The sequence below is a fragment of the Shinella zoogloeoides genome (assembly GCF_022682305.1).
GTDB classification, from domain to species: Bacteria; Pseudomonadota; Alphaproteobacteria; order Rhizobiales; family Rhizobiaceae; genus Shinella; species Shinella zoogloeoides_B.
Map to the genome: position 1 here is coordinate 4,295,253 of NZ_CP093528.1, position 13,495 is coordinate 4,308,747.

The following is a 13,495-nucleotide window of genomic DNA, read 5'->3' on the forward strand; positions in this document are numbered from 1 at the left end:
GTGCCCGTGTCTCAGCCCGATATGGGCGGAGGTTTGCACGGCGCATGCTGCACTGCAAGCGTCCCCGTCAGTTGAGGGCGATAATCGCCGCGTTGAGCGCGGTGGCGAAGGCGACCCAGGCGAGATAGGGCATGAAGAGCAGCGCTGCCGTGCGGTCCTGTCGCCAGGAAACGGCGATGAAGCCCGCGACGGAAATCAGGAGGCCAAGGATGATGATCACAGCCGATGTCGGGTCCTTGAGCCCGAAAAAGACCGGTGACCAGGCGAAATTGAAGATCAGCTGGGCGAACCACAGCCGCATCGCCATGGAGCGGCGAAGGGTGAGCCATGTCCGGGCTCCGACCACGCCGACGATGATGTAGAGGATGCTCCAGACCGGTGCGAAGACCCAGTTCGGCGGGTTGAAGGAGGGTTTGGCCAGCGACTGGTACCAGTCGCCGGGCATGTTGCTGGCGCCGATCAGGAGGCCGCCGCCGAGAACGAGGATGATGAAGGCGAGATAGACGAGGGGCTTGTTGCTCATGCCGGGGAGGTAGCGCGCCGCGGCCCATCGTCCAGAGCGAAAATCAGCGGGGCCTGAGGCCCGCAATGTGCTGGTCCCAGGCGACGTCTTCGCGCCGGCCGGCAAAGTGGCCGTCATAGGAGGACACGGCAAAGCCATGTGGCGCGGCGGCGATGCCGGCGGCATCCGCGACGGTTTCTTCCTTGAGGACGCGGCCGGTCCGAGCGTCGAGCATGACGAAGCGCCCACCGTTCGGCGACGTGAGGCCGACGAGCCCTTCCCGCCGGTTGACGGCGATGGCGCCGACATAATTGGCAAGGCCGATGGTCGTCTCCTCCGGCAACGAGAGGAAGGTGAGGTCTTCTCCCTTGCCGAAATGACCGACGAGCGGCGGCAGGTCGTTGCGCGGGCCTTCATACTGGCAGGCGAACCAGATGCGGCCCTTCTCGTCGAGATCGACATGGCGGGTGGAAAGCTGGCGCAGCTTCTCCGGCAGCGCGTGCCGCTCGATGAGCGCGCCCGTCGCGGCGTCGATCAGGGCGAGCGAGGGTTCCATATGGTCGAGATTCAGCTTGGTGCGGCCGAAATCCGGATGGGTCTCGATGCCGCCATTGGCGGCGATCAGCAAGCTGCCGTCGTCGCTGACGGACAGGTCGTGCGTGCCGATGCCGAAGGTCGAATATTCGCCGATGCGGCGGTAGCCGTCGCGGGCGTCGTAGAGGCCGATGACGCCGCGGTTGGCGTCGAAATCGTTCTCGCTGGCGTAGAGGAACCGTCCGTCCGGCGAAAAGCAGCCATGGCCGAAGAAATGCCGGTCCTCGGCGGCGGCGATGGTGATGGGGGCCGCCGTGCCGGAACGGTCGATCACCAGCGCGAAGGTGCCTGGCCGGCGTGCGAATGCGACGAGGTGTTGCGTTGTGGGCGAAAAGGCCATGCCATGGCTGCGGGCCGGCAACGGGGTGCGGTCGATGATCGTTCCGTCTTCTGCAAGCACGGCAATGCCTAAGCTGCCGTCAGGCTCCCGGTAGCCGGAGGCGAAGACGGCGTCGGTGCGCGACAGCGCGAAGGCCGGGCGCGCGGCGAGCGACGCCGCCCAGGCCGCGCCCGCCATGCGCAGGAAAGCGCGGCGGTCGAGGGACGCGCTGGGGCGGGCCGTCATCAGTCGCCGTCCGCGAAGGAGAAGCCCGCGCCAAGGCCGATCGCGCCGCCATATTCGCCGTTGAGGCGCAGGATCAGGTCGCGTGTGTTGACGAGCAGGAACGCGATCTTCTGCTGTTCCTCGGGGGTCGTGACGGCCTTTTCGATATCGCTGTCGACGGTGGGGGCGACGCGTTGCAGCGATTTCAGCACGAAATCGATATTGCCGCCGATGGAGGCGAAGTTCGGATCGATGAGACCGACCATGCCGGATTTGTCGAAGAGCGTGCGCAGGCCCTCGATATTCGCATCGATCGAGGTCCAGGTATTGCCCGAGCGCCAAAAGACCGCCGATTTCGGCCGCGCTGTGCCGCCATGGCGATAGAAGGTCTCGATCCGCTGGTCGCGCACCGCCTCCGCGCCGTGCACGAGAATGCCGAGGAGAGCGGTGACGGCTTCCTTGCCGGTGCGGAAGACCGGGTTCTGCGGGCCGGGATGCTTCCAGTCGCGCTGCACGCCGTCAGGGGCGTCCCAGGCAGCGGCAAGACCGCTTGCCGTCGTCCGGATATGGCTGGCCACGGCGGCGGCGTAACGGCAGCGGAAGCTGTCCGGCTTTTCCATCAGCGTTTCGGATCCGGTGCCGAAGAGCGCGAATTCGAGCGCGCCAAAACCCTGGATGGCGACGCTCTTGCCGCCCATGGCCGCGGCGTCGGTATCGGCCTCGTCCTGTTTCTGCAGCAGCGCCTGCACCTGCTTCAGGCCGGTGCCCTTGCGGTCGGGATAGAAGAGGATGCGTTCGAAGCGGTTGTCGTCGAGAACCGGGCCGATGCGCACGATCTCGATGCGGCCCCAGTCGGCGACGGCCTGCCGGAAGGCGGCATCCACCGCCTTGCGGCTGGCATCGGACGGGGCCTTGCAGAAGGCTGTCGTCGCTTCGGCGAGGCCGCCGGCGGAAGCCTCGAAGGCGCGGTAGCCGGGGCGGATGACCTCGTCGACGGCGCGCGTCATCACGTCGACGACGCTTTCGTCGGTGAGGTCGGGCAGCACGGGCATCGAGCCTTCCTGCGCCAGTGCCGGTGGGGCGACGGAGAGGAGAAGGCTTGCCGCAAGGAGCGCGGCGAACCGCGGGAAGGGAAGGCGCCGGTTGGTCATCAGAGGCTCTCCAGGAAGGTCAGAAGGGCGTCGCGGTCGTGTTTTTCCAGCGCGGCGAAGCGGTCGCGCGCAGCCTTGGCCTCGCCGCCGTGCCACAGGATGGCCTCGGTGAGGTTGCGGGCGCGCCCGTCATGCAGGAAGAACGTATGGCCGTTGACGGTTTTTGTAAGGCCGATACCCCAGAGCGGCGGCGTGCGCCACTCCCGGCCATCGGCAACCCCGACCGTCTGCCCGTCGGCAAGGCCTTCGCCCATGTCGTGCAGCAGGAAATCGGAATAGGGCCAGATGAGCTGGAAGGCATGGGCCTTGTTCCCGGCATCGCGCCGGGTCACGAATTTCGGGTTGTGGCAGGAGGTGCAGCCCGTCTCGTAGAAGACGCGCTTGCCGGCAAGCGTTTCGGCGAAGCTCGCCTTGCGCCGCGCGGGCACGGCGAGGTTCTCCGCGTAGAAGGTCACGAGGTCCATGACGGGCGGCGGCGCTTCCGCGTCGCCGAGCCGCTTCTGCACGCCGTCCGGGCGCTCGAGGCAGGCGGTTTGAGCGGGCGTGCAATCGCCCTGATGCAGCGGCACTTCGGGCGTTGAAATGCCGATATCGAAGGCGAAGGCCTCGGCGCTCTGCTGGCGCACGGTCGCCGACTGCGCCTTCCAGCCGAAGCGGCCCAGCGCCTGCCTGCCGGTCTTGGGGTCGATGGCGATGGCGGCCTTGCCGCTGATGCCGTCCCCGTTGGCGTCGTCGGGATCGGCCAGCGCAAGGATATCGGCCTCGTGGATCGCCTGGATGAGGCCGAGGCCGAGCATCGGCTGGGTGACGCGCGGCGAGAGCGTCGTCGCCGGATCGAGGTCGCCGTAAGCGAGGTTCGCCACGGAATAGGCCGGGCGGCGCAGCGTGACGATCTCGCCGCCGGCAAGCGTCACGGGCTCCTCGGCGTAGTCCATCACCATGTGCCCCTCGGCCTTGAGGCCGGGGACGGCGCGGTCCTGTAGCTGGCGGCCGTAGATCGGGTCCGGCAGGCTCATTTCGGAAAAACGCTTCAGCGCCGCCGCTTCATCCGGGGTCTTCGCGGGACGGGCAAGGCGCAGGAACATCGAGGTCGCGTCTTCCGCGCCCTCCGGCGGATGGCCGCGGCCGTCCTTGATATGACAGGTCTGGCAGGAACGGGCGTTGTAGAGCGGGCCGAGGCCGTCGGAGGCCTGTGTGGAGGAGGGGGAGGAGACCCAGAGTTTCTGGAACAGCGCATTGCCCAGCTTGAAGGTCTCGCGTTCCTCGAAGGTGATGTTTTCCGAGAAGTGGGAGAAGCTGTCGATGTCGATTTTCGCGAGCGACGTCGCCGCCCCGCCGGACATCGCCTCGTATTGCTCCGCCTTGGAGAAATCCGTCGCCGGCGCCGTCACCGCCGCAACGCGCTTGCGGTCCTTCGCGGAGAGGTCGTCCCGTTCCCGGCCGGTGGAATGGGCATGGCCCAGAACGAAAACGCCCGCCGCGACGGTGAACGCGGCGCAAACCGCGAGCAGACGACGGGGAGGGCGTTCTGTCATGTATGGGATCGGGCCGCCGTCCCGAAGAGAGGCGGCCCGCCTTCCTGCTTATTTGAAGACAGCGCCAGGATTATCCAGGCTGTCGGAGCCTTCAAGCTCGATCTTGCCGAGATCCAGCGACCCGATGACGCGCTCGATGGTCTTGGTCTGGTCGATCAGGCTGTCGATGGCGGCCTGGACGACCTTGTTACCCTCTTCGTTGCCTTCGCCGATCATCTGGTCATAGGCCTCGCCGCCTTCCGCGCGGTCCACCAGCGCCTTGAAGGCGGCATGGCTGGCGTCGAGCTTGCCCTTCAGCTCCGTGTCGAGCGCGGCGTCCTTTTCCGCGACGAGTTCGGAGAGCGACGGGCCGGTCATCTTCGTGCCGTCAGGACGGGTGTATTCGCCCGTATAGACGGTCTGGATGCCGACGACGTCGTAGTAATGCGAGTTGTGCGTGTTGTCGGAGAAGCAATCGTGCTCTTCTTCCGGATCGTGCAGCAGCAGGCCGAGCTTCATGCGCTCGCCGGCCAGTTCGCCATAGGAGAGCGAGCCCATGCCGGTCAGCATGGCGGTGATGCCGGCCTTCGGATCGGCGGTCACGTTCTTGGTGGCGTCGCCATCGGCGGCCCATGCCTTCACCATCTCCTCGAGATCGGTGACGAGCAGCGAGGTGGCGGACTTCAGGTAGGCGGCGCGGCGGTCGCAATTGCCGTTGGTGCAATTGGCCGTATCGTAGTCGCTCGCCTGGCGGTTGCCCGCGCCCTTGCCGGTGCCGTTCAGGTCCTGGCCCCAGAGCAGGAATTCGATGGCGTGGTAGCCGGTCGCGACATTCGCCTCGACTTCGCCCGCCTCGTGCAGTTCCTGCAGAACCGCCGGGGTGATCGTCGTGGCGTCGATGGTCTTGCCGCCGATCTCCAGCTTCGGATTGGCGATGACATTGCCGACGAAGAGGGCATTTTCGTCGCTCTCCGTGCCGTAGCTCGGGTCGACATAGTCGATCAGGCCTTCATCGAGCGGCCAGGCGTTCACCTTGCCTTCCCAATCGTCGACGATCGGGTTGCCGAAGCGGTAGGCTTCCGTCTGCTGATAGGGAATGCGGGACTTCAGCCAGGCCTCGCGCGCCGCCTTCAGCGTTTCGTCGCTCGGCTTGGCGATGAGGGCGTCGACAGCCGCATCGAGCGCCTTGGCGGCGTCGAGGGCGTCGGAATATTTGGCGTGGGCGATCTCGGCATAGTGCTTGACGATCGCAGCCGGATCGGCGGCCGCATGGGCGGAGCCGATGGCAAGGCTGGACGCGGCGGCAGCAAGCACAAAGGCGGCCGCGCGAAGGAAGGAAGTGGTCATGACGTCTCCTGGTGTCCTGTTTGACGTGTCCCCCCGACACCGGGGCGGCGGACGGCCGCTGTCCGGATGGCCCGGCGGCGGCCGGGCTCGGGTTATTCAGGCCTTGCTGTCATGGACCAAATAAAAACTGGTGTCAAAGTGTATAGTTTAGAACGGTTTCAAGGTGTTCCGGCGCTTTCGCGGGAAAACAACCGCTTCAAGCCTTGCGACTCATAGCACAGAAGAAGAAGCCGTCCGTATCCGTCGAGGCGGGCGTCAACGTCACGGTCCTGCCGTCGCGCGAGCGGGGCTGCGGCTTGTCCGCGCCGAAGAGCTTGCGCCAGGTTTCCTCGACCGGCTGGATCTCGAAGCCGGGATTGGCCTTGCAGAAGCCGTGCACCTGCTCCTCGTTCTCCTGCGGCAGGATGGAACAGGTGACATAGAGCAGGAAGCCGCCGGGCCGCACGAAGGCGCTGGCATTGGCGAGTGCTTCCTGCTGCTGGGTCAGGCGTTCCTCGAGGTTCTTCTCGGTGAGGCGCCATTTGGTATCCGGACGGCGGCGCCAGGTGCCGGTGCCGGTGCAGGGCGCGTCGACCAGCACGCGGTCGAAGCGGCCCGCGAGCGGCGAAAGGCTGGAAAGGTTTTCGTGGACCTGCACGTTGCGGGTGCCGGCGCGCTTCAGCCGCTCGATGATCGGGGCGAGGCGCTTGCGGTCCGTGTCATAGGCGTGGACCTGGCCCTTGTTGTTCATCGCCGCCGCCATGGCGAGGGTCTTGCCGCCGCCGCCGGCGCAGAAATCGAGCACCTGCTCGCCCTCCTGCGGCACGACGAGATCGGCGACGATCTGCGAGCCTTCGTCCTGCACCTCGAACCAGCCCTTCTGGAAGGCGAGGTCGGCGGTGACGTTCGGCAGGCGCGAGGGGCCTTCGCCGGCAGGAATGCGGATGCCCTGGCGGGCGATGGCGGAGGCGACGGCGGCGTTGCGCTCCAGCGCCTTCAGCACCTTGTCACGGCTTGCCTTCAGCGTGTTGGCGCGCAGGTCCAGCGTCGGCCGGTCGGCGAGCGCCTGGGCTTCCGCGAGCCAGGCATCGGAGAAATTCGCTTCGAAGGCGGGCTGGATCCATTCCGGAATGTCGCCCTGCACATGCGGGGCGGCCTCATCGAGGTTGCGGGCATGGAAGGCGGCGAGCTTTTCGTCGGAAAGCGCCTCGGGTGCGAAGCGGTCGCCGTCGAATTCGGCGGCGAGGGCTTCCGGGGCAAGGCCCCACTGGCGCAGCAGCACGGCATAGCCGAGGGCGGCCGGGCTGTCGTCATCCATCAGGAAGGCGTGCGACAGCTTCATGCGCAGGGCGTCATAGACGATGTTGCCGATGGCGGCGCGGTCGCCGGAACCGGCGAACCGATGGGACAGGCCCCAGTCCTTGAGCGCATCGGCGACGGGGCGCCGCCGCGTCTCGATATCCGTCAGAACCTCGATGGCTCCCGAGAGTCGCCCACCCAATCGCATCCGTTTTCTCCGTTTTGCGTCGTGGTAGCGGCGGAATGCGCCGAGAGCAAGCCGGCGCAGTCAGATTTGCTTGAGGCTCAGCCGATGACTTCGTAGCAGATCTTGGCGTGGCCGGAACGGATCATGCCGATGTTGGAAGCCGCCGCCTTGGAAAGGTCGAGCACGCGGCCGCGGACGAACGGACCGCGATCGTTGATGCGCACCACCACGCTCTTGCCGTTGTTCGCGTTGGTGACCTTCACCTTGGTGCCGAAGCGCAGGCTGCGATGGGCGGCCGTCATGAGGTTCGGATTCATGCGTTCGCCGGAAGCGGTGCGCGAGTGCAGCGCATACCACGAGGCGCGACCGCAGCCGGCGGCCTGAGCGTCGGAGAATGTAACGAAGGTGGAGGAAAGGGCGACGAGCGAAGCAAGCGCGAGACTGGAGGACTTGAGCATCATGTATCGGATGACCTTCCGGGAAAGTTGTGAATTTCCGCTGTGTTGGTCGCCCTATGAAGAAGCAAAAATGGCGAAAACGTGCCTCAACCGGTCGCAATTGCTGTCGAGGTGCCGCCGGATATACAGTCCATCGCCAGCGATGGATTTTTAGTCTTCGTTAATGGGTCCGAAAAGAATCTTGCGAATCAGTGACTAAACTGAATCGACTTGAAAGCTGGAATGGTCGTGCGACGTTCCTGCAAATTTTCGGAAAAAACTTTCAATATTAGCAATTTCTACGCAGTAATTCGGCGGCAAAAATGAGGCGGATAAATTTTAGGTTGTATTAAATCGCAAAACGAGGCCAGCCGGCCCCACCCGTCAGCCTTGCCAGCGGCCCGAGGAATGGAGTTCCGCAAGCGACTGGCGATAGTTCGGGAAGCGGAATTCGAAGCCGGCTGCCTTCAGTTTCGCGTTCGAGACGCGTTTGTTCTCTCCGTAGAAAGACCGCGCCATGGGGGAAAGTTCCGCCGTCTCGAAAGGAATGTCGGGCGGGGTCGGCAGGCCCATGAGCCGGGCGGCTTCCGCCACCACGTCCTGCGGCGGGCCGGGCTCGTCGTCGGTGATGTTCCAGACGCCGCCAAGACGGCTTTCGGCGAGGAAGAGCGCCGAGCGGCCGATATCCTCGACGCGGATGCGATTGAACACCTGGTCCTTCTTGACGAGCCGGCGGGCGGTGCCCTCTTCCATGTTGCGCAGCGCGTTGCGTCCCGGCCCGTAGATGCCGGCAAGGCGCAGCACGGCGACGGGCAGGCCGGACGCCTTGCCGAAGTCAAGCCAATGGTCCTCCGCTTCCACCCGTTCGACGGAGCGGGCGGAGACCGGGTTCAGCGCCGTTTCCTCGTCCACCCAGCCGCCCTTGTGGTCGCCATAGACGCCAACGGTGGAGAGGTAGCCGGCCCATTCGAGCTGCGGCATGAGAATGGAAAGAGAGGGCGTGCCGGCACGGAACAGCGGATCGCCGTCCTTGCCGGGGGCGATGGACTGCACGACATGGCTCGCCTGCGCCATCCCGGCGGCAAGGGCTTCGGAAATGGCGCCGCCATCATAGACGATGGGTTCGACACCGCGCTTGCGCAGGCTCTCCGCCTTCTCCTCCGACCGCGTCGTGCCGGAAACCGTAAAGCCGGCCTCCCTGAAGACGTCGCCGATGGCCCTGCCGGAGAAGCCGGCGCCGAGGATCAGGAGGTGCTTGCTCATCGCTCTGCCTTCGCTCTTTCATATTCCGCGCGCACGTCCTCGTCCGCGTCGTCAGCCCTTCCTGCCGCAAATTGCCGGAATTCGGAAGCCGTCATCAGGCGGGAGAGCGCCCATGCGGCCATGCCGCGCACCACGGGTGCGGCATCGTTCGCAAGGCGGATGCAGGTCTCGACAAGGCCGCGGTCGCCGGAATTGCCGGCGGCGATGAGCGCATTGCGCACGAAGCGGTCGCGACCGATGCGCTTGACCGGTGAGCCGGAGAAATGGGTGCGGAAGCCGGGATCGTCGAGCGTGAGGAGGTCGGCGATGGCAGGGGCCTTCAATTCCTCGCGCGCGACGAGCTTCATTTCGGACGCGGCGGCGGCGAACTTATTCCAGGGGCAGGCGGCAAGGCAATCGTCGCAGCCATAGATGCGGTTGCCGATCTTCTCGCGAAGGTCGGGATCGATCGGGCCTTTGTGCTCGATGGTAAGGTAGGAAATGCAGCGCCGTGCATCGATCTTGTAGGGTGCGGGGAACGCGTCAGTCGGGCAGGCTTCGAGGCAGGCGCGACAGGAACCGCAATGGTCGCGCTCCGGCTCGTCGCGGATGAGATCCGCCGTGGTGAAGAGGCTGCCGAGGAAGAGCCAGGAGCCGTGCGTGCGGCTGACGAGATTGGTGTGCCTGCCCTGCCAGCCGAGGCCGGCGGCGGCGGCGAGTGGCTTTTCCATGACGGGAGCGGTGTCGACGAAGACCTTCACATCCGCCCCGCCGCGCGCGGCAAAGCGCGTCGCCACTTCCTTCAGCCTGCCCTTCATGATGTCGTGGTAGTCGCGGTTCTGCGCATAGACGGAGATCGCCGCGCGGTCCGGCATGGCGTGGACGGCGCGGGGATCGTGCTCCGGGCCGTAGTTCATCGCGAAGACGACGATGGAGCGCACATCGCTCCACAGCACGCGCGGATCGGCGCGGCGGGCCTCGGTCTCCGCCATCCAGTCCATCGTGCCATGATAGCCGGCGGCGAGGAAGTCGGCGAGCCTTGCCGGGGCCTCAGGGATGGAATCCGGCCCCGTGATGCGACAGAGGTCGAAACCCTTGTCGGCAGCCTCGGCCTTCAGGAAATCCGTCAGGCGGCGGCGTTGCCTGTCCTCGCCCGACATCGTCCCGTCCTCAGAAGTCGAGGTCCGCGTAGTGCGAGACCGGCGTGACGCCGCGCACGCGCTCGGCCAGCAGCGGACGGAAGGAGGGGCGGGACTTCAGTCGCTGGTACCATTCCTTGGCCTGCGGGGCCTCCGTCCAGTTGATCTCGCCCATATAGTCGAGAACGGAAAGACAGGCGGCGGCGGCAAGGTCGGCATAGCTCAGCCGGTCGCCGGCAAGATAGGTGCGCGAACCGGCGAGCCAGGAGAGATACTTCATGTGCTGGCGGATATTGGCGCGCGAATTGCGCAGGATCTTGCTGTCCGGCGGACCGCCGCCCTGGTCTGCCGTCATCTGCAGCTTGAAGATACGCTCGCGCACCAGCGGGCGCGTCACGTCCTGTTCCATCTTTTGCAGGAACCATTCCGTCAGGCGGCGGATTTCCGCGCGCTGGAACGGGTCCTCGGCCAGCAGTCGCCGGTCGCGCTTCAAGACGCCGTGGGTCTCGTCGAGATATTCGGAGATGATGCTCGCGCCGCAGAGCGCCCGCATGCTGTCATCGACATAGACGGGCAGCGTGCCGGCCGGGTTGAGCGCCAGGAAGTCACGCCGGTTTTCCCAGGGCTGTTCCTCGGCCAGTTCCGTCTGGAACCCGTATTCGGCAAGGATCAGCCGGACGAAGCGGGAGGCGGCGGACATCGGGTGATGATAGAGTGTGGGCATGAACGCTGCTTTTCGACTGACAGGCGGAAAGGGATTGCCGGGCCGGCCGCCTCATGCGGAACTGATTTGGCCAAGGCTGATTTGACGAACCTATAGAAATTTGGTGGTACAAACACAAGCGAATCGGGCTTTTTGCCGTATGCCCGCTTTCGCGATGTGCCTTTCCTTCTCTTTTCCCCTAGGAACCTCCATGGCAGACCAGTCCATCGTCAGTGCCCTCATCCTCGGTCTCATCGAGGGGCTGACCGAATTCATCCCGGTATCCTCCACCGGCCATATCCTGCTCGCCGGGCATTTCCTCGGCTTCAAGTCGCCGGGCAATACCTTCGCGGTCCTGATCCAGCTCGGCGCGATCCTCGCGATCCTGTCGGTCTATGCCGCAAAGCTGCTGCGTATCGCCTTTGCGCTGCCCTCCAGCCCGGAAGCGCGGCGCTTCGTCACCAGCGTGCTCATCGCCTTCCTGCCGGCGGCCGTCATCGGCGCGCTGGCGCATGATTTCATCAAGACCGTGCTCTTCGAGACGCCGATGCTGATCTGCATCGTGCTGATCATCGGCGGCGTCATTCTCTACATCATCGATCGCCTGCCGCTCCAGCCGCGCTATACGGATGCGATGAAGTATCCGCCGTCGCTCGCCTTCAAGATCGGCCTGTGCCAGTGCCTCGCCATGATCCCCGGCACCTCGCGCTCGGGCGCGACGATCGCCGGCGCCCTGCTGATGGGCACGGACAAGCGTTCGGCGGCGGAATTCTCGTTCTTCCTGGCGATGCCCACCATGGTCGGCGCTTTCACGCTCGATCTCTACAAGAACCGCGATGCGCTCTCGTCGGATGACCTGCTGGTCATCGGCGTCGGCTTCATCGCCGCCTTCATCGCGGGCCTCTTCGTCGTGCGCTCGCTGCTCGACTTCGTATCGCGCCGCGGCTTCACGCTCTTCGCCATCTGGCGGATCGTCGTCGGCACGCTGGGGCTGATCGCCCTGCTGATCTGGGGATAAAGGCCGGCTTCGGCCGGCCCGTCAGGGTCGGCCAGGGCTTACTCGACCGATGCGGTCGTGCAGGGATCGACGCCATAGGCCGGCGAGCAGCCGGGCTTGCTGGCGGAGACCGTCGAGGGGGCGGCAAAGGATCCGATCACGATGATCAGAGCCGAAAATCCGAAGAAGATTGCAATTGCCTTGCCCATTTGCGCCGAAAGCCTCTCAAAGTGCTGAAATGCGCCGCTTCTGTCTCTTGCGTATGACGCGGCGCGGGCGGTGTTTATTCGCTGACCCGGCCACAATCAATATCGTGACATGCTGAATCGCGCGTAAATGTCGCAACGCTTTTTTTAAGCGCTGCATAAGTGCAACAGCATGCCCAAAGCGCTTTTGGAAAAACGAACCGGCCGCCGCGGGATCGCCCTCGCGACGGCCGGTCTCGACATCATGAAAAAGGATCAGGCCGTACGGTCGATCTTGGTGAACTGGCCCTGCGGGCGGTAGCGCACGAGGTAGCTCGGCAGGATCGCCTCGGCCAGGACCGGCTCGATACCGAGGCCTTCCAGCGTGCGGCCTTCCTTGCGGGCGGCCTCGGAAACCACGTTGTCGGCGCGCAGCAGCTTCACCTGGTCGGAGGTCAGCGGCGGCTTGACGAAGGGGATGAGCGAGGCGACGGAGCCGATCAGCGAAGCGATGCCGAAGGGCAGCGAGACCAGCGGGTTCTTGCGGTCGACGACGCGCAGCATCATCTCGAGACACTGGCGGAAGGTCAGCACTTCCGGGCCGCCAAGTTCGTAGACGCGGCCACGCTCCAGCGCGCCGTCCACCGAGCGGGCGACGGCTTCGGCGACGTCGTTGACATAGACCGGCTGGAACTTCGTGTGGCCGCCGCCGATCAGCGGCAGGAACGGCGCATAGCGGGCCATGGTGGCGAACTTGTTGAAGAAGCCGTCTTCCGGGCCGAAGACGATGGACGGACGCAGGATGACGGCATCCGGGACCGCGCGCAGAACGGCGGCCTCGCCGCGCGCCTTGGTGCGGGCATAGGCCGAGGCGGAGTTCTCGTCCGAGCCGATGGCCGAGACATGGGTAAGCGGTGCGCCGATGGCGCGGGCCGCTTCGGCCACCGCGCGGGCGCCGAAATCCTGTACCGCGTCGAAGGTGTTGCGGCCGGTCTCGAAGAGGATGCCGACGCAGTTGATGACATGGTCGGAGCCTTCGACGGCGCGATCGACCGACTGGCGGTAGCGCAGATTCGCCTGGACGAAGGAGATCTGGCCGACGCCGCCGATCGGCTGCAGGAAGCCGGCAAGGTCCGGGCGGCGCACGGCGACGCGGATGCGGTAGCCGCGGCGCGCCAGCGCGCGCACCACATGACGCCCGACGAAGCCCGAACCACCGAAGACGGTGACGAGCGGCGGAAGGTTGGACAAGGTCATGAGGCTGCTCCTGAAGAACATTACGGGTAGGTGAGGCCTACATAGCCCAAACGACCGGCAAGGTGAAGCGCGGCGAAGCGTCTCTCATGCCGGTTTTGCAAGGGCTTGCGGCTTTGCGGTCAAAGGCCTTCGACAACCACCATCTCGGCATCGGCCACTTCCTGGCGGATGGCGGCGGCGATCTGGTATTCGGGCGAGTTGTAACAGTCGACGGCGGCCTGCAGCGAGGGGAACTCGATGATCACGTTGCGGGCGCGCACGCGGCCTTCAAGCTGCGCGAAGGCGCCTCCGCGGGCGATGAAGTTCGCCCCGTATTTCTCGAAGGCCGGCTTGGCGGCGGCCACGTAATCCTTGTAGCGCTCGGGGTCGCGTACATCGACCTGTGCAATCCAGTAGCCCTTGGGCATGTCTTACTCCC

At 65.4% G+C, this 13,495-nt stretch carries 14 protein-coding genes; 1 reads left to right on the plus strand and 13 read right to left on the minus strand.

Annotated elements, in window-relative coordinates:
• Window positions 1–67: 67 nt before the first annotated feature.
• The 10 genes from MOE34_RS21310 to MOE34_RS21355 all read right to left on the minus strand — a co-directional run bounded on the left by MOE34_RS21310 (window position 68) and on the right by MOE34_RS21355 (window position 10,659).
• Window positions 68–523 (minus strand): TspO/MBR family protein, encoded by a 456-nt coding sequence (locus MOE34_RS21310; protein WP_242219607.1) that lies wholly within the window; start codon window positions 521–523, stop codon window positions 68–70.
• 43 nt (window positions 524–566) lie between these two features.
• Window positions 567–1,661: a DUF1513 domain-containing protein gene (locus tag MOE34_RS21315; RefSeq protein WP_242219609.1), complete on the minus strand. Its 1,095-nt coding sequence runs from the start codon at window positions 1,659–1,661 to the stop codon at window positions 567–569.
• A complete protein-coding gene (locus MOE34_RS21320) occupies window positions 1,661–2,791 on the minus strand; it encodes an imelysin family protein (RefSeq protein WP_242219611.1) in 1,131 nt (376 codons plus the stop codon). Before MOE34_RS21320 ends, MOE34_RS21315 begins: the two co-directional genes overlap by 1 nt.
• A complete protein-coding gene (locus MOE34_RS21325) occupies window positions 2,791–4,326 on the minus strand; it encodes a di-heme oxidoredictase family protein (RefSeq protein ID WP_242219613.1) in 1,536 nt (511 codons plus the stop codon). Before MOE34_RS21325 ends, MOE34_RS21320 begins: the two co-directional genes overlap by 1 nt.
• Before the next feature lie 48 nt (window positions 4,327–4,374).
• Entirely contained in the window at window positions 4,375–5,652 is a 1,278-nt protein-coding gene (locus MOE34_RS21330; RefSeq protein ID WP_242219615.1) for an imelysin family protein, read from the minus strand.
• 196 nt (window positions 5,653–5,848) lie between these two features.
• Entirely contained in the window at window positions 5,849–7,138 is a 1,290-nt protein-coding gene (locus MOE34_RS21335) for an RsmB/NOP family class I SAM-dependent RNA methyltransferase (RefSeq protein ID WP_242219617.1), read from the minus strand.
• Between the two features lie 77 nt (window positions 7,139–7,215).
• Complete coding sequence (locus MOE34_RS21340; RefSeq protein WP_242224175.1) at window positions 7,216–7,575, minus strand: septal ring lytic transglycosylase RlpA family protein; 360 nt, start codon at window positions 7,573–7,575, stop codon at window positions 7,216–7,218.
• Between the two features lie 363 nt (window positions 7,576–7,938).
• On the minus strand, window positions 7,939–8,817 hold the full coding sequence (locus MOE34_RS21345; RefSeq protein ID WP_242219618.1) for an SDR family oxidoreductase: 879 nt from the start codon (window positions 8,815–8,817) through the stop codon (window positions 7,939–7,941).
• Complete coding sequence (queG, locus tag MOE34_RS21350) at window positions 8,814–9,956, minus strand: tRNA epoxyqueuosine(34) reductase QueG (RefSeq protein ID WP_242219620.1); 1,143 nt, start codon at window positions 9,954–9,956, stop codon at window positions 8,814–8,816. The genes MOE34_RS21345 and queG overlap by 4 nt, the downstream gene beginning before the upstream one ends.
• A gap of 10 nt (window positions 9,957–9,966) precedes the next feature.
• Window positions 9,967–10,659: a glutathione S-transferase family protein gene (locus tag MOE34_RS21355; protein WP_242219622.1), complete on the minus strand. Its 693-nt coding sequence runs from the start codon at window positions 10,657–10,659 to the stop codon at window positions 9,967–9,969.
• A gap of 190 nt (window positions 10,660–10,849) precedes the next feature.
• Here MOE34_RS21355 and MOE34_RS21360 point away from each other — a divergent pair, with 190 nt between their 5' ends.
• A complete protein-coding gene (locus MOE34_RS21360; protein ID WP_242219624.1) occupies window positions 10,850–11,656 on the plus strand; it encodes an undecaprenyl-diphosphate phosphatase in 807 nt (268 codons plus the stop codon).
• Between the two features lie 38 nt (window positions 11,657–11,694).
• Here the strand turns inward: MOE34_RS21360 and MOE34_RS21365 are convergent, their stop codons facing one another.
• The 3 genes from MOE34_RS21365 to MOE34_RS21375 all read right to left on the minus strand — a co-directional run bounded on the left by MOE34_RS21365 (window position 11,695) and on the right by MOE34_RS21375 (window position 13,484).
• Entirely contained in the window at window positions 11,695–11,844 is a 150-nt protein-coding gene (locus MOE34_RS21365; protein ID WP_242219626.1) for a hypothetical protein, read from the minus strand.
• A gap of 252 nt (window positions 11,845–12,096) precedes the next feature.
• Window positions 12,097–13,077 (minus strand): complex I NDUFA9 subunit family protein, encoded by a 981-nt coding sequence (locus MOE34_RS21370; RefSeq protein ID WP_242219628.1) that lies wholly within the window; start codon window positions 13,075–13,077, stop codon window positions 12,097–12,099.
• A gap of 119 nt (window positions 13,078–13,196) precedes the next feature.
• Entirely contained in the window at window positions 13,197–13,484 is a 288-nt protein-coding gene (locus MOE34_RS21375) for a DUF1330 domain-containing protein (RefSeq protein WP_119257371.1), read from the minus strand.
• Window positions 13,485–13,495: the final 11 nt, after the last annotated feature.